We start from the raw sequence: 20,660 nt of genomic DNA on the forward strand, positions 1-20,660 counted from the left end.
CCTCGTCTGCACCCTGCCAATACGCCCACACGTCGCCCACCAGCGTCTCGCCGCACATGAAACAGCGGTCCCTCGGACGCAGGAATACTTCACCGGTATCGCTCTCGAAGTCATTGGCGGTGCACACGGCCATCAGATTGCGTTGCGGAGTGGTTCTGGTTTCGTGGCGGCGCGGTTGTCGTATTTGCCTTCCATCACCCTTGCCACGTTGTCCGGCTTGAGAAACCAATCGAAGTCCGCCTTCCAGCCGCGGTCATTTTGGCCCAGGCAAAAGTCCGACTTACAGATGCGCTCAATGGCGGCTTCCCAGTGCTGGCTGAAGAAAGGCTCTACGCGTCGTGCCTGTAGGATGACGAGGCGCATACGGCTCACTGACAGGACGGCGGGAAGTTCGCCGTGAGAATTCCATTTTTGAACTTCAGGAGGAAGCTTCTTCTTCTTCATCTTCATCTTCCTCTGCCTGGCGTTACCAGCGTTGCCTGGCGTTAACTCAGCGTTACCGTTGCATTTTGGGATTTCAGGAGGGAGGGAGGGATCAGGCGCACAAGCGCCTCCCTCTTCTTCTTTCTTACTTTCTTCAGTTCTTAAGAAGCTGTGACAGCGTAAAGGCCTCACGCTGTCACCAGGTTCTGACTTTAAGTCACTAGGCGATGACTTTAAGTCACTAGGGTAGTGGCTTAAAGTCACTAGGGTATATACGTTCTGCTCATTGCCTTTTGTGCCTTCGATCTTCCGCCGTTCGATTGAAACTAACCCCAGGCGCTCCAAGTCGGGTAGTCGCCTCATGACGGTTCGCCGATCTAGTGATGCTAGGTGCGCGATGTAGCCGATCGGCGTCTTGAAAGTTTCCGATCCCTCGTTACTGGCAATCCAGGAGAGGGCCACGTAAACCATCTTTGCCGATGTTGCAGAGCCAGGCTCTAAATCCCTGCCGATCCGAAAGAGAACTTCCTTGGATTGCCAACAAAAATGACCGTCTTTGATGTTACGGTCGTTCATGATCATAGGTGTTTTGATTCACTAGTCGGTAACCACGCCTGCTATCGTCATCGATCCGCATGATCCGCCGTCCATCTTCTTCCTTGCTCTCCGGGTCGGGCGTCATTAGCCGTTCGATGGCCGCCTTGAATTCAGCCAACGGGATGTTCAGGCGACGGGCTAAAGCAACGTCGGTCCCGATGACGTAGCCCTTGGGATCGGCAATCGCGAGCAACATTATGAAGACGTATCGGGTAAGGACGTCCTCCTCCATCAGGCTTGATTCGGTAATGCGTGAGAAAAGTTTGGCGTACATATGGTGGATGGATGGGATTTAGTTTTGTGCGCGGAAAATCTTGCACAACCAGGCTCGGATGTTACCTTGTGGAAGAGTTGATTGTCTTCCCGCTGCCTGGCAGGGCGCGGGCTGTACTTCTTGGTCAGCGGTCATTAGACGCCTCCCTTCTGCGTGGGCGCCCCTGCAAGCAAACGCTCCACGTCTTCAGCGAGAAAGCCGATGGCGCGTCTCCTTCCGGGTAGCCGGATCTTTTTCAGGACGCCTTCGGCGGCCAGTCGATCCACAAAACGGAGCGAGCGGTCGATGGTCGTTGCAACCGCTTTGCGCGAGAGCACGCGCAGGCCGTTGGGTTGATGCTGTTCGGGTTTCGGCGAGGTCGGTCCGCGTCGCACCAAAGCGAGAAGTTCTGCACGGTCGCGTGCCGACAGCGTGGGGTCGGCTTTGAGGCTTGAGCGGATAACGTCAATTGTTGTCGGGAGCATAGTTTTTGGTTTCAGTTGTCGTCGCATCGTGACGACACCTACTGGAAAAGGGGCAACGGCCTCCTTGCAGAAACGAGAAATCCCCTTTGATCGCAGGGGCTTATGAAGATGTTGCCCCGGACATCGAAGGGGCAAGATAGGGGCAAGATCAGTCCGCGGTCCGCTTACCGGCTCAATTCGTCGTCCTGATCAAGATCGCATTCGCCAAGATCGCGGCGTGAAATGCGTTTGGCGCGGTCCTCGTTCAGTTGTCTTTCGGCGGCGGCGAAAATGCGACGATCAAGGAAGAAGTGTTCAAGCTTAAGGCGGAAATGTTTTTGCAGAAAGTCTTTGAGAGCAGCCTTGCGCGCCTTTAGAGTTCGGTCTTTCCAACAGAACTTTTTCTTCATGTCCGCCAACTTCATCCGGTCGCGGCAGTAGCGAACGAAGACTTCAGCATGAGATGGCGCCGCCTTCCGCCTGGGGTCAAGCTCGTCTCTGATCTTCTGCTCGACGTGCCAGATGAGTGCTGCGTTAACATCTGGCGGTTCGAGATTGGCTTCCTGGTTTCGTGAAGACGAGTTACCGTCTTTCGCACTGCTTTCGGAAAAATCCCTCAGCAGGAGCGGTGTGACATTTCCCTCAAACCACGCGGCGGCGCAAACCTCGCGTTGAATGGCCGCATTCTGTTCGAGCCGGAGCAGTTGCGCCAAGCCCCATCGCCGGGAGTAGCTGGGATCAAAGAATTCGGAATTGATTTGCCGGACAATCTCCATTTCCGGCGGCGATCGTTGTAGGAAACAAAGAGTTGGTGATTCCAAGACCACTGCTTGGAAGTCCCTCCGAGAGATTCGCGGAAGTTGTTTCCCGGATCGGATCTCGTCCAGCTTGTTCCAGGCGTCGAACTGAATCTTTTCCAGCGATTCGAACAACGATTCGGTGCTCAACATCCATTTCCCAGCGCCGTAGGCCAGTCTTTGCACCTCGATCAAGTTGTCGTTCCTGTCCGGTGCGTCGAGGTTCCACGGAATTTCGATCACGTCGAATGTGTAGCGTGTGCCGTCCTTTAGAATCAGATGTCCACCAGGTCTGGCTGCCAACCCATCACGAAGGTATTCCACGTCTTTGCCCAAAATAATCGTGTGCATAAGCGCCTTCATCGCTATGCCCGTTGTGGGAGTGATGAAGGCACTCCCACAACAGGGCTTCCCCGGCTGATCGGGCCAGGGCGAATTACGCGTGCAACGTCGTCGGCTCCGTCCGCACAGTCAACTCGCAGCAGGCCGCGTTCTCCTTTTCGCCAGAATTGCATGCCAGCGGCGCGGACGCGCGCCACGGTCCCCAGACGCTTCGATTGAGAGTCAAATCCGCCTTCCTTACGTTCAGATGGCCATGGCAAATCTTCGGGATCGGCCACGATGAAGTTGGCTTTCATTCCACCTCGGATATCAAATTGGGGGCAGGCTTTCAAGTTCGCCTCGGGTGAGCAGCGCAAGAAGTTCGGAGCGTTTGTTCTTCCAATTCGCAGCAGTCATGCTCTTGGCGATCCGGCGGATTTTAGACAGGAGGCTTCCCCCACCATTGCGCCCCGGCTTCTGGTCGCCAATGACCGCGGGCAGAGCGGCCACGGCGCGGCCAGCGGCCAGTTCGCCAACGTGGGTGTAATGCCTGGTCAGGGCCGGGTTGGTGTGGCCGACGATGGATTCGACGACCGCGAGCGGTGCGTTGCTCTCGCGGCAGAGCGAGACGAAGGTGTGGCGCAGACTGTGAAAGCCCACTTCGACCACCGCGCGCTTGCCGTCTTCGCCGGTGCCCGGTCGATGCACGCGGATTCCGCACTTTGAAAAATGGTCCTGGACGGTTTGAACCAACTGCCGGCGATGTTTCAAGTAGGCTTCGGCGGTTTGCGGCAAGACATATTCGTTGCGTTGCTCAACCGGGATTTCCTTCAGCATCTCCCGCAGAACTGGATGGATTGGAACGAGAACTGGTTTGGGATTCCGGCGAGCGGTCTTGTTCGGGATGCGGCGGATCACGGCGCGTTGCAGATCGACTTCGCCCCATCGAAGCGTCGCACAATCGCCCATGCGCAGCCCGGTGTAAACGCCCAAACCCAGCAGAATCCGTAGTTCGCCCGTTGCGTTTTGGCAGACGTTCTTCAGTTCCTCGACGGTCAATTCCCGCCGGCTTCGTGCGACGTGCCGTTTGCGCGGAATTTCTTCCCACGGATTGCCGGTGAGCTTGGCCTTGTGTCTGAGCACGCGGAAAACCATCGTCAGGACGTTGAGATGCTTGTTGTAGGTGTTGGGGGTAAGTTCGCCGTGGTTCAACGTGGTGGCGTAAGCTTCGGCGATGTTTTTCGTCACGTCGCGAAAGGCCACGCGCTCAGGATGAACCTCCTTCATCCAGGCGGCGAATTTGGCGAATTGATAATCATAAATCTCCAAGGTCTGAGGCCCGGTGTCCGGACGGCTTGGAGAAGCAAGGAATTCTGCCCAGGCTTCCGCGATCGTGATAGGCGGGTTCAGTTCGTCCTCCAGTCGGACTAACTCCGCCTTGCGGCCTTCGAGTTTTGCCGCGACGGATTCGAGCGCGGCGGCTTCATCGGCCACGGCGAACGGCGCCATGAGTTTCGCTCTGGCTTCTTCGGCCTCGCGACGGGTTGAGATGGGGTTGCCGCGGTCGTCCCGGAGGGCCTTGGAGAAGACTTTGCCTTCGATTGACCACCGGACGTAGAAATTTTTAGCTCGCCGGAAGAGGTGCCCAGTTCTATGCTTGGCCATCGTTCGCGTCCTTTCTCTTGCGTTCTGCTGTGGGCGTGTTTTTGACAGAAACGATGCATAGAAGTCAACCATAAAGTAACCATGAATCTGCAAGTGATTGATAGAGTGAACTATCGGCTAGATTCAGGTTCTAGTGAGTAACATCGTACAGGTTCAAGTCCTGTCGCGGGCACCAACCCAAGGCTCGGCACATTGGGCCTCATTTTCTCCTTGGGGAAACCGGGCAGATTCTCTTGAGTCATGGCTAGAACCATCCGTCCCGGCCGGGCAAACGACGCGCCGCAGTATCTTGAATTGCTCCGGGCGTCGCTGGGCGACGATTATCCCGACCGGCAAATCTATGGAGCTTCCTGGAGCGCGGGCCTGTTCAGCCCAGGGGCCGACGCGGAGACCTGGGTCGCCGAACAAGATGGGCGGCTGGTGACCAGTATCTCCTTTTTGCCTCCCCTGCTCAATAACACCAATCCCATCGCGAATCTCGGCCGGTTTTTTGTTCGCCCGGGCAGTCACGAAGACGGCGCCGCCGAGGAGTTGCTGAGGAGGGTCACTGAACTGACGGTCGAACGGAAACAACACGCTGTCACGCGCGTTTTTTGCGAGCGACCATGCGCAGCAGGTGCTGTTCGAGAAGGCCGGATACGCCTGCGTCGGCTACCAGCCTTTCAAACACATGAACCACGTCCGGGAAGGAGCGCTCTTCTATGTCCGCCCGACCAATCCCGAATTGCTGGCGCGGCTGCCGCTGTCCGAATCACTGCCGCAGATCAAGGAACTGTCCACGGTCGTTCTCGCCAATCTCAAGATTCCCAATCCCATTTCGATTCAGGATGGAACAATCGGTTACCCGTTGCAGACCGAGGTGACCTGCGTCGATGCCTCAATCGGCGATTTCGAGCGGTATCGCTCCCAACTGGCGGCGGCGAATCTTGCCATCGAAGTGTCGGGAACCTTCAACATGGGGTACGGCTATTTGCGCACGGCGGCGAATGCTTCTTTCCGCGCGATTCTCGCTCAGCGTGACGGCACAATCACGGCCGGGCTGGCTTTTCTGGATGGCGCGGCGCGGGGGCCATCGCGGTCGCCAGCCAGCCGAGCATTCTGCTGATCATTGAGCGGACCGCGTTCAACGATCTGGCGCAACGCGAGCCGCACCTGGGAATGGTCGTGATGCGGAACATCGCCATGGAATTGTCCAATCGGCTCCGGCGAACCAACCTTGCGGTGATGGCGTCTCAGAAGTGATTTGCAGTAACACGCTTTCACCACGCGACCGGCACCGAAAGCTTGTTCCCGAACCGATTCCGGTAAAAGAGCTGTTTGTGTTTGGCGCCGTACTCGTGCAGGAGTCGCGTGATTTTTACGTCGTAACAGCAGTACTCGGCGATTTCCAGCAGGCGCCCTTGCCGAAACCACTCGATCGCTTGCATGCCTTCCGACGTCTTTTCCACGCCCAGCGTGCAGGAGGAGATGGAATCGAGGGAAAGCCGATGGTTGACCACCTTCTGCAAATCCAGGAGCAGATCGAGGGCGGGGATCTGTCGAAGGTCAACGATGGAGTAGCTGTGCAGGACTTCGTAATCAAACAGGGTCTGGTTGAAACCCACCACCAAATCCGCTCGCATCAGTTCCGCGATCAAATCGTTGACGCGTCTTTCGTCATAAATCCGGTACTGGCCGTCGCGGCTGCTGAACGTGACTCCGACGCTCATCCTCATGTCGCGAATGTTCTTCCAGCCGCCCACTTCGTCGGCGGACCTCTGTGTTTCCAGGTCGAAATAAACGATGTTTCTCATCGGCGGCCCACTCTAGCGGCGCGGGCGAGCGAGACAAAAGGAAATCAACGGACTGAGCGGACTGAACTTCCGAATCCTCTTTTCAAGGCACTTGAGAAACCTACAATGCGCCGATGCAACATGCGGGCAAGGCTCGGAAAGAGGGGATGCGTCTCATCCTGTGGAGTTCCTTGCTGTGGCTGTGCGTTCTTGCCGCGGCCTGGCTGGCCCTGGCCAACACCTCCTTGTTTCGAGCGCTGGCTGCCGCGACCGGAGGCATCTGGCTCTTGTTTTTCGGCTTCTGCCTGAATTTTTTCCGCGATCCGGATCCCGATGTGCCGGCCGACTCGGACGCCATTGTCGCCCCGGCGCATGGCACGGTCGATGTGATCGAAGAAACGGACGAGCGCGAGTTCATGGGAAGCCGATGCCTTCGGATTTCCACTTTTCTCTCCGTCTTTGACGTCCACGTCCAGAACGCGCCGGTCTCTGGAAAAATTGTCTATTTGCAGGATCACCGCGGAAAGTTCTTCAATGCCATGCGGGCCGATTTCAGTTCGCAAAACGAAAACGCGTTGATCGGGATTGAATCTGCGAATCTTCCTGGAGGGCGCATAGCGGTCCGGCTCATTGCCGGCCTGATCGCCCGACGAATCGTTCCCTGGGTCGCGGTCGAGGATCGGGTCGGACGTGGCGAACGCATTAGCCTGATTCGGTTCGGTTCGCGAGTGGACCTGTACTTGCCGCTGGCAGCCCGAGTCGAGGTGCGGCTTGGGGACAAGGTGAAAGGAGGCGAAACGGTAATGGCCAGAGCCGGAGCGGTGGAAGGATCGATGGCTCCTCTCCATAAATCCCCCAGCCCACGGCACGGCGCGTCGTGGACGCAGTTCTCCGCGGAGGATCGGTCAGAACGCCGGGTGCGAGCCGAGTGACCAGACCTTATAGGACCTCTCCATGGCAATGCCTGCCGACAAAGCATGGGCCGGTGAACGCGAAGGCGGCAAACTGGTCATCTACCTGTTGCCGAACTTGCTGACGGCGGGCAATCTTTTCTGCGGGTTTCTGGCGTTGACCCGGATTGTCGAGGCGGACCTGCACGCCTCGAATTTCGGCGCGGTGATTCGGCAAGCGTTGTTCTTCATTCTGCTGGCCTGCATTTTTGATTTGTTGGATGGCCGTGTGGCCCGGATGGGCGGGTACGACAGTCCCTTCGGCCGCGAATTCGATTCGCTCGCGGACATCATATCGTTCGGCGCGGCTCCGGCGTTCCTGGTGCATCGGATCGTGCTGAAGGATGTGTTTGTGGAGCACCCCGAGTTCGGCTGGTTCATCGCCTCGATTTACCTGATTTGCGGCGCGTTGCGGCTGGCCCGGTTCAACTGCATTGCGAGTCAACCCAACGGCAGCAGTTCGAGCGAATTCCTCGGCTTTCCAATCCCCGCGGCGGCCGGCCTGGTGGCGTCGCTGACGTTGTTTCTGTTGTGGTGGGATGACAAAGGATTCGCCACGGGACGGTGGAGGTACGTGTTGCCGGTCTTGATGGTTTTTCTGTCCGTCATGATGGTGAGCGACGTGCGCTATCCGTCCTTCAAGAAGTTCGACTGGCGCACGCGGAGGACTTTTACGCGCATGGTGATCACCATCGTCGTCATTGGCTTTTTCCTGATCACGTGGCGCAAAATCTTGCCGGTCGTGCTGGCAGTGATCTTCACCGCGTATCTGATCTACGGCTTTGTTCGGCCGCGGCTCTCCCGGAAGATCGTCCAGGAGATCGAAGACGAAACCGAGGAGGACCCATCAGGCTAAAGTCGTTGAAACGTTACAAGGTTAAACTGTTAAATCGGTTAAGGTTCAGGGATGCGTTGAAATCGATCTTGGTTTTGGAGGCATTCTGAGGATCGCCGCTGGCGAAGCAATGGTGGAACTTTACTCAATTCTGTTCGCCGTTTTTCTCGGATTCGCGAGCGGTTTTCTGGCCTCGATTCCCGTCGGGCCGATCAACATCGCGATCGTCAATGAAGGCGCGCGGCGCGGCTTTCGCTGGGCGTTGCTTATCGGCTTTGGAGCCATTGCCATGGAGACCATCTACTGCGGCCTGGCGTTCGCCGGTTTCTCCGGCTTGTTTGCCTCGCCGCTCTTACGCGCCTCGATCGAGTTGCTGAGTTTCCTGGCCACCCTGTTTTTCGGCGTAAAATATCTGCTGGTCCGCAAATTGCCCGCGACGACGAAAAGCGTGGAACGGGTCGAGCATCGGCTTCATCCGCACACCGCATTCATGATCGGCTTCGTGCGCGTCCTGGGCAATCCAGGTGTGTTGCTGTTCTGGATCACGCTGTCGGCGACGTTCATGTCCCACGAGTGGATCGCCAACACCTGGATCAGCAAAGGCTCTTGCGTGCTGGGCATCGTGTTCGGCGCCTCGGCCTGGTTTCTCTTCTTGAGTTTCGTGGTTTCTCTGGGCCAGGGAAAATTCTCGGCCAAGACCCTGGTGAGGCTCTCGCACGCGTCGGGGGCGTCGTTGCTTGTGGTCGCCGTCGTCATCGGTGTGCGGTTGGTCCGTTTGCTCGCGAACCGGGGCGAGCCGCACTTGTGAGAGCCTGCCCGCCGTTCAAATGGCGGCGTAACGGCGCAGGTACTTCACGGCCACCTGCAAATCATTGGGCCAGGGCGCCTCGATCGTCACCGAGGAAGCTTTGATCGGATGCTCGCAGCTCAGGCCGGCTGCGTGCAGGGCCACGCGCTGAATCAATGGCTTTTCGGTTGCTCCCGGCTTCAAACGGTAATCGGACTTCAAGGTCGAGAGCAAAAGCGGACGGCCGCCATACAAAGAGTCTGCCACCACCGGCAGACGGACCGATTGCAGGTGGACGCGGATTTGATGCGTTCGCCCGGTTAGAGGCAGGCACTTCAAGAGCGTGTAACCTTGAAACCGTTCCAAGACCTCGAAATGAGTTTTGGCTCTTTTCCCTTGTTTCTGGTCCACCCGCATCAGGCCAATCTTGTGCGGGTGCGGCCCCAGTTTCCGGTCCACGTCAAAGGCTTCCTTTTCCAGGCTGGAGTGAACCAGGGCGACATAAGTCTTGGAAGGTTTCTCGGTGCCGAACTGGTTGGCCAGCGCGATGAGCGTGGGCTTGTCCTTCGCCAGGAGCAGAATTCCCGTGGTCTCGAAATCGAGGCGATGCGCGTTGGCCAGGTAATTGACGCGGTGTTCCTTTGTCCAGGCGACGCCGCGCTGGATGGCGTCCTGAAGCAGACGCATGAGATTCGGCCGCGCCGGGTCGTAGCGATCGGGCGATGTGAGCAGGCGGCTGGGTTTGTCGAGAGCAAGCAGGTGCTCGTCTTCAAACAGGATGGGGATTTCCCAGAATTCCCGGGTGGCCGGGGAGGAAAGTTTGATGGGGCTGTTCAGTTGGCGCCAGGCTGTTTATCTCCCTGCAACGTGATCCGAGCGAGGTCCATTTCTTTGCGCATCCATTCGCCGAACGCCTCGTACTGGCGCGTGCGGCGCAGATTGTCCGTAAACTCCCGCACTTCAGTCTTCACCCGCTCGTCCGGCACGGGAACCTTCGCCTCCAGATAAACGATAAATCCTGAGTCGCGAGAGTAAGTGAACGAACTGACCTGGTTGGTGTGCAGAGAAAAGGCCGTCGTCTTCAGGGAGGTCAGGTCCGCCCGGTTGGCGATTTGAGGCAACGACAGCGTCTTCTGGGAGAACGGAGGAAGGTCAATTGGCTCGACATTGGCTTCCTTGCACGCTGCGGCAAAAGTCTTTCCCTGGGCCAGACTGTTTGTGAGCGTGCTTTGCAACTCCCGGCCTGCCGCATTCAGCAACTCGTTCGCCTTGCTCTTGCGAAACTCAGTCGCGACCTGGTCGCGCACCGCCTCGAATGGCTTGACCTCGCTGGGAACGCGTTTGTGGAAACCCACCAGATAAACCCCATCCTCAGCCACGATCGGCTGTTCGTAAAACGGCTGGGCGGGAGAAAGCTGAAACGCGGCCTGCACGAATGTGTCCGGCACTTTGAGGTTGGGCGGCTGGCCGTCCTTCGAGAAGGGATCTGTCACGGTGGAAAGGATGCCTTTGGCGGCAGCCAGGTTGGCCAGATTGTTGGTTCCTGCGGGCAGTTCGAGCACCTCATTGGCGAATTCGATCGCTTTCTTGCGCGCTTCGAACATCGCCGCGCCATGACGATACTCGTCGCGGATTTTTTGCTTGGCTTCTTCCGGCGCGAGCGCGAGGCCATTGGTACCTCGGAATGAGTTGGTGCCGCGCTGGAGAAACTCGGCATCGATCATTTGCGTCAGATTGGTCTGGGCCACCAGTTTCTGCTCGGCTTCGGTCATGTAGTTGGTGGCGTCGAACTTGACATAGACCACCTGAACCCGTTCAGGAATGCGGTAGCTGGCCTGATGGTTCGTGTAATAGGTCATCAAATCGGCCGGCGTCTCAACGACTTTGGAAAGGTAGTTTGAGGATTGGAGGAAGACGGCTTGGGTGTCCGCTTGCTCGTTTTCGCGGCGAAAAATGATCTCCGCCTCCTGAGGTGTGATGAGTTTTCCCGTCAAGCCGGTCAAGGCGATCAGGTGCTGAATGCCAACCTCGTGCCGAACGAATCGCTGGAAATCGGCTTCGACGAGATTCTGCTGGGGCAAGCGCAACTTGATGAATCCATCGTAATCCTCCTGTCGAAACTTCCCGGTGGCGCGATCCTGGAATGCTTCGACAATCCACTGAGCGATGGATGTCTCGCTGACCTGGATGTTGAATTCTTTGAGTTTCTGGACCAGAAGCAGGCGGTTGCGGGTCTCGCGGTCCATGATTCCCATTTGCCGGCTCATTTCGTCCTCGCGCGGCCAGTTGCCGGTGCTGAAAAGGTAGCGCAGCTCGGCCTCACGATACGTGTTCAGATATTCCTCGCGGGTGATGGGGCGGCCATTGATCGTGCCGATGACGGCCCCGGATCCAATCTGTGAGGATCCCCGTTGAGTTTGTTGCGGGGAAAAGAAAATGACGAAGCTGATGATGGTCAGCGTCGTAATCACCAACCAGAGCCACTTCTGATGCCGCCGGATGCTTTGAAACATATCGCTACTCTGAATTTAAGGGACGCACCCTACCCAGGGCGCCCAAGCACGGTCAAACGGAAAACGCGGGAAATCCAACTTTACAACGCCGCCCGCGTTATGTCAGGCTGCGCCCGCTATGAGGCTCCTGAAACACGTTTCACTTCTTGGGATCGCGCTGTGCCTATCCGGTTGCTCAACAACCATTACGAACCTGACACCAAGCCGGCAAACTCGAAATACGACCGGGCTCTACCCCTTCGAGATGGTGTTCAGCAGCAATCAGAAGTCTTTGCGGAAAGAAACCGTCCAGCCCAGCGTCATCGTCGGCCTGCAAACCTATCCCATGCAACCCGCTCCCGTGCTGAAGAACCGTTGGGAAACACTCGTCCCCATCGCGGCCGACCAGAAAATCGTCCATTACCGTTTCAAGGTCGATTTTCAGTATGAGGCAGTCCCCGTACGAAGGTCCGGAAGCGACCTTTCAGCGCCCTATCAATTGGAGATCGTGGACCAGTAGCTCCGATCTTCACGCGCCGAACAGGCGAGTTCTTCCTCAAAATCTACGATCTCCTTGATCTGGGCGAGGAACCAGCGGTCGATTTTCGTGAGCTGGAAAATCTCCTCAATCGTGAAGCCCGCCCGCAACGCATGGCGGACGTAAAAGACTCTCTCGGCGTTGGGCACGCTCAGCTTTCTTGAAATCACGTCGCGTGGCAGAAGGTCCCGGTCCCCATAAATCTGATCCCCAATGCGCCACGGTTTGCCGTCGCCTCCCAGCCCGGAGCGGCCAATTTCCAGGGAGCGCAAAGCTTTCTGGAGCGACTCCTTGAAGGTTCGGCCTATCGCCATCGCTTCTCCGACTGATTTCATCTGCGTGTTGAGCGTCGGGTCCGCCTGGGGAAACTTCTCAAAGGCAAACCTCGGCACTTTGGTGACGACGTAATCAATCGTGGGCTCGAAGCTGGCGGGGGTCTCGCGCGTGATGTCGTTCTTGATTTCGTCCAGAAGATAACCGACAGCCAGCTTGGCTGCGATTTTCGCAATCGGGAAGCCGGTCGCCTTCGACGCCAGCGCGGATGAACGCGACACGCGGGGGTTCATTTCGATAATAACCATGCGTCCGTTTTCGGGGTTCGACGCGAATTGAATATTCGAGCCGCCAGTCTCCACGCCCACGGCTCGGATGACCGCAAACGAGGCGTCGCGCATGATCTGATACTCTTTGTCCGTCAGTGTTTGAATGGGCGCCACCGTGATGGAATCCCCGGTGTGAATGCCCATGGGATCGAAATTCTCGATTGAACAGATGACCACGCAGTTGTCTGCTTTGTCCCGCATGACCTCCATTTCGTATTCCTTCCAGCCCAGCAGCGATTCCTCGATCAACACCTCGGAGACCGGCGAAAGGTCCAGGCCGCGCTTGGTGATCTCCTCGAACTCGTCGCGATTGTAGGCAATGCCGCCGCCGGTCCCGCCCAGAGTGAACGCGGGGCGGATAATGAGCGGCAACCGGCCAATCTTCTCCGCCACCATCCGGGCTTCCTCCAGCGTGTGCGCCGTGCCGCTGATCGGCACATCCAGGCCGATGGCGATCATGAGGTCTTTGAAAATCTGGCGATCCTCTCCCCGTTCGATGGCCTGCGCGTTCGCACCGATCATTTCGACGCCGTACTTCTCAAGCGTGCCCCTGCGAAAGAGCGCCATCGCCGTGTTCAGCGCCGTTTGTCCGCCGAGCGTGGGGAGGAGAACCAGCTTGCCGGGGTTGCCCAGCCGCTTCAATTCTTCGACCTCCCGCGCAATGATTTTTTCCACGCACTCCGGTGTGATCGGTTCGATGTAGGTGCGGTCCGCGAATTCCGGGTCCGTCATGATCGTGGCCGGATTGGAATTCACCAGGATGACCCGAAAGCCTTCTTCCTTGAGCGCTTTGCAGGCTTGGGTGCCGGAGTAATCGAACTCGCACGCCTGCCCGATGATGATCGGGCCGGCGCCAATGATAAGAACGGAGTGAATATCCGCGCGCTTCGGCATAAAAATCCGGGAGACTTAAAGGGATTTTCAGGGGGTTGTCATTGATTTTTGTTCCGGGCATGGAAAAACACGAAAAACACTGGCGAGCGGGGGCCAATCATGTTACTTCATTATAGCGAAAGCATGACCCTGCGCTTCTGCGTCCGAACCTCCATTCGAACCACCTGCGTCCTCGGCCTTCTTCTTTCCTTCACGGCTTCACTGGCTGCCGCCGATCCCGGCAAGCAATACGTGGTCCGGAAAAACGACACTTTGACCGAGATAGCCCGCAAACACGAAGTCAGCGTAGCGGCGTTGATGAAGCACAACCAACTGGATCAGCCAAACTGGATTTATCCCGGCATGGTGATTCGAATTCCTGGCTCGGATGGCAGGAAGGCCGCCGGTTCGCTGGATGCGGCGTTGCGCAAGAAGCTTGATTTGATCTCCGTCCCTTCCAGAAAGTGGCGCTACGTCGTGGTCCACCACAGTGCGACCGAAGCCGGGTCGGCGGCGGGCATGGACCGATACCATCGCGAAGAGCGGCACATGGAGAACGGGCTGGCATATCATTTCGTCATCGGCAATGGCCATGGCATGCGAGATGGCGACATCACTATCGGCAACCGATGGCGCGAACAACTTGATGGCGGCCACCTCGCCAGCGAATCCCTCAACGCCAAGAGCATCGGGATTTGCCTCGTGGGAAACTTCGATCAAGAACGCCCGACGCAGAAACAAATGGCGAGTCTCCAATCGCTCGTCGGTTACTTGCTCAAGCGCTGCCGTCTCTCAGCCTCCGCAGTCAAAACTCATCAGCAGATCAATCCTGTCCATACGCGATGCCCCGGGCGGCAATTTCCGGCCAGGGATCTCGTGAAGAGCTTGAAGTCCTGAAGTAATCACTTGTGAAGCGGAGCAGGGAAATCGTATAAAGTGCAAAAGAAAAGCGGGCACCTTGCGATGCCCGCCCAACCCAAACAACCAAACGTACCTCCTTTCCGCCATGAGCTGGCGGAGGTTTTTCGGCGAGGGGCTTTGGAGCCTTTTCTCCCCGAAAATCGCATTTATTGCGATTTGTAAGACGTTGAACGGCCAAGGAATGTTCAAATTTTTTTGCAGCCAACCTCAGATTCTATTTTGATTCTGATTCCATCTGAGCGAACCTGAATTCCGGCTGGTCACGTCGTTTTATGCGGATCATCAATCTCAACGGTTCGAACAACATTGGCGCGAGCGCGTGGTTCGTCGAAATCGAAAGCCACCGGCTGCTCCTGGATGCCGGCATTCACCCCAAACGGGAAGGCCATGACGCGCTGCCCCTTTTCGATTCGATCCGAGATGAGTCTCTCGACGCGATCGCCATCAGCCACTGCCATCATGATCACGTCGGGTCGCTGCCCGTGGCTCTGAGGTATTTCCCCAAAGCTCACGTGCTCATGAGCGAGTTGAGCTATTTTTTGGTGGAGCGCGTGCTGCACAATTCGGTGAACGTCATGATTCGGCAGCGCGAGGAGTTGGGCATTAAGGAATATCCCCTCTACAGCCACACCGAAGTCGATGACCTCGCTTATCTGTTCCAGGGCTACAAATATAACCGCGAGATCTCCTGGGCTGCTTTCCAGAAAATGCGCTCTGGATTGCCTTCGCCGACCCTGGAGTTCTTTGATGCCGGCCATGCGCTGGGATCTTCCGGCATCATGATCCGGGGCGAGCGCGAGACGGTTTTTTACACCGGCGATGTCTGCTTCCAAGACCAGACGCTTTTGAAAGGCGCGCGGTTCGAGGACGTGGAAGCCGACGTGCTTATCCTGGAGACAACGCGAGGCAATCGGCCCACGCCGACCGGTTTCACGCGTGAAGCCGAGATCGAACGTCTCGCGAAAGCCATCGAACACGTCCTGCAACGCAAAGGTTGCGTTCTGATCCCGGTTTTCGCGTTGGGCAGGACCCAGGAGATTCTCGCGTTGCTCGCGCTCCTCATGCACAGCGGCCGGATTCGCAAACAGCCGGTTTATATCGGCGGACTCGGCCGCGTTTTCACGGAGATTTATGACCTCCAGGCGCATCGCACGCATCGGCAGCATACGAGTCTAATGCTGACGGAAGCGCTCAATCTGATCGTGTTGGAAAGAGATCAACTCGAAAAAATGAAACTGACCGGCGGGCGGCTTTTCGTGCTCACCGCCGGCATGATGAGCGAGAAGACAGCCGCGCACGATCTCGCCTTGCGCATGATCGGGGATGAACGGCAAGCGGTGTTTTTTGTCGGTTACGCGGACCCGGACACGCCCGGCGGGCGGCTCAAGGCCGCGCAACCGGGCCAGACGTTTCTGTTCAGCGCCGGCGCCGGCGAGGTGACGCGGCGTTGTGCGGTTGACGATTTTGATCTCACCGCGCATGCCAATCGTGAAGAGTTGGTGGATTTTGTGGGGAAGGTTGGGCCGCGAGCCGTGCTCCTCGGACATGGCGAGCGCGATTCGCGCCAATGGGTTGAGGACCAAATCCGCTCGCGCTATCCCAAGATTAAGATCATCCAGCCAGAACCTGGCGCAAGCATCGAGGTCTGATCTCAGCCCGTCAGCGACCGTGCCCGTTGGACAAAGTAGCGCAGAATTGAATCTGCCGTATCGCCGATTTGTAATCGACCGTGCTCTGGCGGGTTCCACGGCGTTCGAACTGGTCGCGCCCCAACAGAATGCAATTCCGCGATCCGTGGTTAAAGAATTTGCGCGTCTCGCGAAAATTTCCAGAGGTACTGATGATAGATTGAAAATCTCCCCAACGCGGGCGACTCGGCCAGTTCAGCGTCCTCATTCGGAGATCCGCCCCCGCCGAGCAAGCCCCCCCTTCTTGTCTGGCATTCCTGAATTGTTTTGGAACAATGCGCCAACCTGACAACCAGCCGCGCAAACCAGAACAATGATCATCAAGGACCGACTTTTGTTGAGCCACGGATGACACGGATGAACACGGATAAGAGCATCGTTGATCCCGCTCACTCTCTTCTCCATCCGAGTAATCCGTGCAATCCGTGGTCAATTTGGTCCGGACTCGCCGCGTTGTGTTCTTTTGCGATTCTCTTCTCCGTGTCCATCGGCGTCCATCTGCGGTTTTTGCTCCTTTGCTTGAGGACGAGGACGAACCGCATGCGAGGTTCTCAACACGCGCTCTTGAACCTGCGGTTGAACGCGCTGGCGGTTGGAATCGCGCTCGCACTCCTCTGGCCGGGCGCTCTGGCCGCCGCGCCGGTCTTGAAGTGGGAATCCGGCAACGGTTTTCGCCGCGCTCAACTCAACGTTCCGGCGTCCGGGAAACCAGGCTTCACTCTTCTGTCCGGTGAAACGACCGGCATCCAGTGGACCAACCGCATCTCGGTCGAGCGTTACACCGAGCGCCAGAATCTCATGAACGGCGCGGGATTGGCGTTGGGCGATTTCGACAGCGACGGCTGGTGCGATATTTATCTCTGCAACAAAGAAGGCCCCAACGCACTTTACCGAAATCTCGGAAACTGGAAGTTTGAGAATGTCACCGAACGCGCCGGCGTCAGTTGCACGAACCAATCTTCCACCGGCGCGACGTTCGCCGACCTGAACGGCGATGGACGGCTCGATCTCCTGGTGACTTCGTTCACGGGACCGAACGCGTGCTTCCTGAATCTGGGCGAAGGCCGGTTCACGAACGTCACGGCCGCGGCCGGGCTACTCTCCAAAGGCGGCACGACTTCGATGGCTCTGGGCGATATCGATGGGGACGGCGATCTGGATTTGTATGTTTGCTCCTTCGGCATTGAAGCGATCCTTCGCGACGGCGGCGCTTACTCGACGCGCATGGTCGATGGGAGGCCGGTGGTGACGGGCCGATACGCCAAACGCCTGGCGATCGTCAATGGCCGGATCATCGAGTTCGGTGAGCCGGATATTCTCTTTCGGAACGACGGCCAGGGAAAATTTACGCCGCTGGATTGGCGAGAGTTTTTCCGGGACGAGAAAGGCCAGCCGATGATGCCCCCGCCGGACTTCGGTCTGGCGGTACAGGTTCGCGACATCAACGGCGACGGCGCTCCCGACATTTACGTCTGCAACGACTTTCAAACTCCGGACCGGATGTGGCTCAACGATGGGCGCGGACGCTTTCGCGCCGTCGAACCGCTCGCGTTGCGCAACATGAGTTACGCCTCGATGGGCGCTGACTTCGCGGACTTCGACCGGGACGGGCGGCTCGACTTCATTGCCGTCGAAATGCTCAGCCGCGAGCACACGCGGCACATGAATCAGTCGAGCCCCATGACGCCGCTCCCGCGCGTGCCGGGTTCAATCTTCGATCGCGAGGAAGTCGCGCGCAACACGCTCTGCTGGAATCGCGGCGACGGCACGTACGCCGAGATCGCCTGGTTCAGCGGCGTGGCGGCGTCGGACTGGTCCTGGACGCCGATCTTTCTCGATGTCGATCTGGACGGTTACGAGGATTTGCTCATCACGAACGGCCACATGCACGACGTGAACGATCGCGATGTCATGGCGGCGCGCAAACCCGCTACGACCGGACGCGCGCTCGAGCGCAGAATTCTGCTCACCTATCCGAAGCTCGACACGCCAAAAGCCGCCTTTCGCAATCGCCGCGATTTGACATTTGAGGACGTGAGCGACGCCTGGGGTTTCAACTCGCGCAGTATCTCGCATGGGTTGGCGCTGGCGGATCTGGACAACGATGGCGACCTGGATGCCGTCGCGAACTGTGTGAATGAACCACCGCTGGTTTACCGGAACGATTCGCCTGCGCCGCGTGTGGCGGTGCGGCTCAAAGGACGCGCGCCTAACACCCAGGGAATCGGCGCCCGAGTGACGCTGCGCGGCGCACCGGTCGTGCAAACCCAGGAAATCCTTTGCGGCGGCCGGTATCTCGCGGGCGATGATCCGGTGCGCGCTTTCGCCGTGGGTTCAATCACGAATCGCTTGTGGCTGGAAGTCACCTGGCGTGACGGTCGGAGGAGCGTCGTGCAGGACGTGCGTCCGAACGGTCTGTATGAGGTCAGCGAAGGCGATTCGTCAGAGCGTTTGAGCGGAGGAGCGTCCGAGCGTGACGTTGGTCCAAAGTCAAACGCTCCACGCTCCACACTCCACGCTCCGACTCTCTTCGAGGATGTCAGCCACTTGCTCGGCCACACCCACCTCGAACTCCCTTTCGACGACTTCGCGCGGCAACCGCTCCTGCCAAAGAAACTCAGCCAACTCGGTCCGGGCGTGGCCTGGTACGACCTCAACGCAGATGGCCATGACGAGTTGATTGTTGGGGCCGCCAAGGCCGGCAACGTCGCCGTTTTTCTCAACGACGGCAAAGGCGCGTTAATCCCGTGGTCTCTGTCCGCGCTCAATCGCCCGCTCCCTGACGATGGGGCGGCGGTGCTGGGTTGGACGGCAGGCGTCGGGCAACGTTCGTTGCTCGTCGCATTGGCCAGTTACGAGTCCGCAAACACCAATTCACCTGCGGCGTTGCGCTATGATTTTGCGCAGGGAGCACTGAACGAAGGACCGTCCGTGGCGGCAACTGGATCGAGTGCCGGCGCGTTGGCCGTGGCGGATATCGACAGCGACGGAGACCTCGACTTGTTCGTCGGAAGCCGCTTCCTGAGCGGGCGTTATCCGGAGCCAGCTTCCTCGCGGCTGTTTCGCAACGAGAATGGCCAACTCGCGTTCGACTCCGAAAACAGCCGCGCCTTGGAACGCATCGGGCTGGTCAGCGGCGCGGTGTTCACCGATTTGAATGGGGATGGCTGGCCAGACCTGGCGCTGGCCTGCGAGTGGGGATCAATCCGAATTTTTCTGAATGAACGCGGGAACCTGAAGCCGTTCAATCCCTCGGTCACGCTCCACGCTTCACGCTCGACGCTCCACGACCTCACCGGCCTCTGGACGAGCGTGACCGCCGGCGACTTTGACGGCGACGGGCGCATGGACCTGGTGGCGGGCAACTGGGGAATGAACACGTTTTATCGCCGAACCGACACAGGGCCATGGCATTTGTATTACGGCGAGTTCAATCAGGATGGCCAGGTTCAAATGATCGAAGCTTACCCGAACGACGCGTTGAAAAGGATCGTGCCCTTCCGCGATCTAGGTTTGTTTGGAACGGCGCTCCCCTGGCTACGCGAACGCTTCCCGACGCACAAGGGTTACGCGCGCGCGGGCATCACCGAGATTCTGGGCGACCGAATGGCGAAGGCGAAAGAGTGGGTTGCCGTCGAGTTGCGCTCGATGGTGTTTTTGAATCGCGGCGCGTCGTTCGAGGCGAAACCGCTGCCGTCCGAAGCGCAATGGACCCCGGCGATGGGCTTGAACGTGGCTGACCTGGACGGCGACGGACACGAGGACTTGTTCCTTAGCCAGAATTTCTTCGCCGTTCGCGCCGAAGACCACCGGCAGGACGCCGGTCGCGGGTTGTTGCTCAAAGGCGACGGCAAGGGAAACTTGACTCCAGTGCCGGTTCAGGACAGTGGAATCAAGGTTTATGGAGAGCAACGCGGATCGGCAGCCGGCGATTACGATGCGGATGGCCGGGTGGACTTGGTCGTGACGCAGAATGCGGGGCAAAGCAAACTCTATCGCAACGCCAGCGCGAAACCGGGCTTGCGCGTTCGTTTGAGGGGCGCCAAGGACAACCCTGACGGAATCGGGGCGACGGTGCGATTGATGTTCGGCGAACGATTCAGCCCCGCGCACGAAATCCGTGCGGGTAGCGGCTACTGGTCGCAAGATAGCGCCGTCCCCATAATGGCGACACCCGAACCGCCATCGAAGATTTGGATTCGGTGGCCGGGCGGCAAGATCGTGACTTCTGAAATCCCCAAGGGGGCGGGTGAGATCGTTGTGGACTCTGGTGGGAGCGTCGAGGCGTCAAAGCGTTAATTAACGCGTTGCACTGGTGTCCTGCGTAAGGATTCCTTTCGGACCTGCACTCGGCCCATGAACCCGGTAGGGCGAGTCCGTCCCGGCGAGCCGCTCGGCCTGCGTGGAATACGTCCGACTCGGCTCGCTGGGGACAGGCTCGCCCTACCGTGGGAAGCTGCCTTGGTTTCAGAACCATGCACTCGTCCCTTGAACCGATCAGCGGTAGGGCGAGTTGTCCTCAACGAGCCGCTCGACGGGCGTGGAATACGTCCGGCTCGGCTCGCTGGGGACAGGCTCGCCCTACCGTGGGAAGCTGCCTTGGTTTCAGAACCATGCACTCGTCCCTTGAACCGATCAGCGGTAGGGCGAGTTGTCCTCAACGAGCCGCTCGACGGGCGTGG

The 20,660-nt window shown here is 58.3% G+C and carries 17 protein-coding genes; 8 read left to right on the forward strand and 9 right to left on the reverse strand.

The features are described 5' to 3' along the window. Positions 1-132: 132 nt before the first annotated feature. From FJ398_13795 to FJ398_13815, 5 genes are all read right to left on the reverse strand, one after another. Positions 133-1,005 carry a hypothetical protein gene (locus tag FJ398_13795; GenBank protein ID MBM3839011.1) on the reverse strand — a complete coding sequence of 291 codons (873 nt, stop codon included), beginning with the start codon at positions 1,003-1,005 and terminating at the stop codon, positions 133-135. Then, positions 986-1,294, reverse strand: coding sequence for a hypothetical protein (locus tag FJ398_13800; GenBank protein MBM3839012.1), 309 nt, complete (start codon positions 1,292-1,294; stop codon positions 986-988). The genes FJ398_13795 and FJ398_13800 overlap by 20 nt, the downstream gene beginning before the upstream one ends. A 134-nt stretch (positions 1,295-1,428) precedes the next feature. Beyond that, positions 1,429-1,758: a hypothetical protein gene (locus FJ398_13805; protein MBM3839013.1), complete on the reverse strand. Its 330-nt coding sequence runs from the start codon at positions 1,756-1,758 to the stop codon at positions 1,429-1,431. A gap of 164 nt (positions 1,759-1,922) precedes the next feature. Beyond that, a complete protein-coding gene (locus tag FJ398_13810; protein MBM3839014.1) occupies positions 1,923-2,885 on the reverse strand; it encodes a hypothetical protein in 963 nt (320 codons plus the stop codon). A 300-nt stretch (positions 2,886-3,185) separates the two neighbouring features. Further along, a complete protein-coding gene (locus FJ398_13815) occupies positions 3,186-4,592 on the reverse strand; it encodes a hypothetical protein (GenBank protein MBM3839015.1) in 1,407 nt (468 codons plus the stop codon). Between the two features lie 544 nt (positions 4,593-5,136). Between FJ398_13815 and FJ398_13820 the strand changes: the two genes are divergently transcribed. Continuing rightward, positions 5,137-5,625 carry a hypothetical protein gene (locus FJ398_13820; protein MBM3839016.1) on the forward strand — a complete coding sequence of 163 codons (489 nt, stop codon included), beginning with the start codon at positions 5,137-5,139 and terminating at the stop codon, positions 5,623-5,625. A gap of 154 nt (positions 5,626-5,779) precedes the next feature. Here FJ398_13820 and FJ398_13825 read toward each other — a convergent pair whose 3' ends face one another. Next, entirely contained in the window at positions 5,780-6,313 is a 534-nt protein-coding gene (locus FJ398_13825) for a helicase (GenBank protein MBM3839017.1), read from the reverse strand. A 113-nt stretch (positions 6,314-6,426) separates the two neighbouring features. Here FJ398_13825 and FJ398_13830 point away from each other — a divergent pair, with 113 nt between their 5' ends. The 3 genes from FJ398_13830 (at position 6,427) to FJ398_13840 (ending at position 8,885) form a co-directional block, all read left to right on the forward strand. Next, a complete protein-coding gene (locus FJ398_13830) occupies positions 6,427-7,224 on the forward strand; it encodes a phosphatidylserine decarboxylase family protein (protein ID MBM3839018.1) in 798 nt (265 codons plus the stop codon). Between the two features lie 28 nt (positions 7,225-7,252). Further along, the gene (gene pssA, locus FJ398_13835) at positions 7,253-8,098 is read left to right on the forward strand and encodes a CDP-diacylglycerol--serine O-phosphatidyltransferase (GenBank protein MBM3839019.1); all 846 of its coding nucleotides are present in this window, start codon (positions 7,253-7,255) and stop codon (positions 8,096-8,098) included. A 109-nt stretch (positions 8,099-8,207) separates the two neighbouring features. After that, positions 8,208-8,885: a hypothetical protein gene (locus FJ398_13840; GenBank protein MBM3839020.1), complete on the forward strand. Its 678-nt coding sequence runs from the start codon at positions 8,208-8,210 to the stop codon at positions 8,883-8,885. A gap of 15 nt (positions 8,886-8,900) precedes the next feature. Here FJ398_13840 and FJ398_13845 read toward each other — a convergent pair whose 3' ends face one another. Next, positions 8,901-9,701: an RNA pseudouridine synthase gene (locus FJ398_13845; protein MBM3839021.1), complete on the reverse strand. Its 801-nt coding sequence runs from the start codon at positions 9,699-9,701 to the stop codon at positions 8,901-8,903. Beyond that, positions 9,698-11,377 carry a hypothetical protein gene (locus tag FJ398_13850; protein MBM3839022.1) on the reverse strand — a complete coding sequence of 560 codons (1,680 nt, stop codon included), beginning with the start codon at positions 11,375-11,377 and terminating at the stop codon, positions 9,698-9,700. Before FJ398_13850 ends, FJ398_13845 begins: the two co-directional genes overlap by 4 nt. Positions 11,378-11,495: 118 nt before the next feature. Between FJ398_13850 and FJ398_13855 the strand changes: the two genes are divergently transcribed. Beyond that, positions 11,496-11,876, forward strand: coding sequence for a hypothetical protein (locus tag FJ398_13855; GenBank protein MBM3839023.1), 381 nt, complete (start codon positions 11,496-11,498; stop codon positions 11,874-11,876). Here FJ398_13855 and carB read toward each other — a convergent pair. Continuing rightward, the gene (carB, locus tag FJ398_13860) at positions 11,852-13,390 is read right to left on the reverse strand and encodes a carbamoyl-phosphate synthase large subunit (GenBank protein ID MBM3839024.1); all 1,539 of its coding nucleotides are present in this window, start codon (positions 13,388-13,390) and stop codon (positions 11,852-11,854) included. The genes FJ398_13855 and carB overlap by 25 nt on opposite strands. Positions 13,391-13,489: 99 nt before the next feature. Here carB and FJ398_13865 point away from each other — a divergent pair, with 99 nt between their 5' ends. From FJ398_13865 to FJ398_13875, 3 genes are all read left to right on the forward strand, one after another. Next, positions 13,490-14,266, forward strand: coding sequence for a LysM peptidoglycan-binding domain-containing protein (locus FJ398_13865; GenBank protein MBM3839025.1), 777 nt, complete (start codon positions 13,490-13,492; stop codon positions 14,264-14,266). Positions 14,267-14,562: 296 nt separating this feature from the next. Further along, a complete protein-coding gene (locus FJ398_13870) occupies positions 14,563-15,939 on the forward strand; it encodes an MBL fold metallo-hydrolase (GenBank protein MBM3839026.1) in 1,377 nt (458 codons plus the stop codon). Between the two features lie 387 nt (positions 15,940-16,326). Continuing rightward, entirely contained in the window at positions 16,327-20,277 is a 3,951-nt protein-coding gene (locus tag FJ398_13875) for a hypothetical protein (protein MBM3839027.1), read from the forward strand. Positions 20,278-20,660: the final 383 nt, after the last annotated feature.

It is taken from the genome of Verrucomicrobiota bacterium (assembly GCA_016871535.1).
Classification (GTDB): Bacteria; Verrucomicrobiota; Verrucomicrobiia; order Limisphaerales; family SIBE01; genus VHCZ01.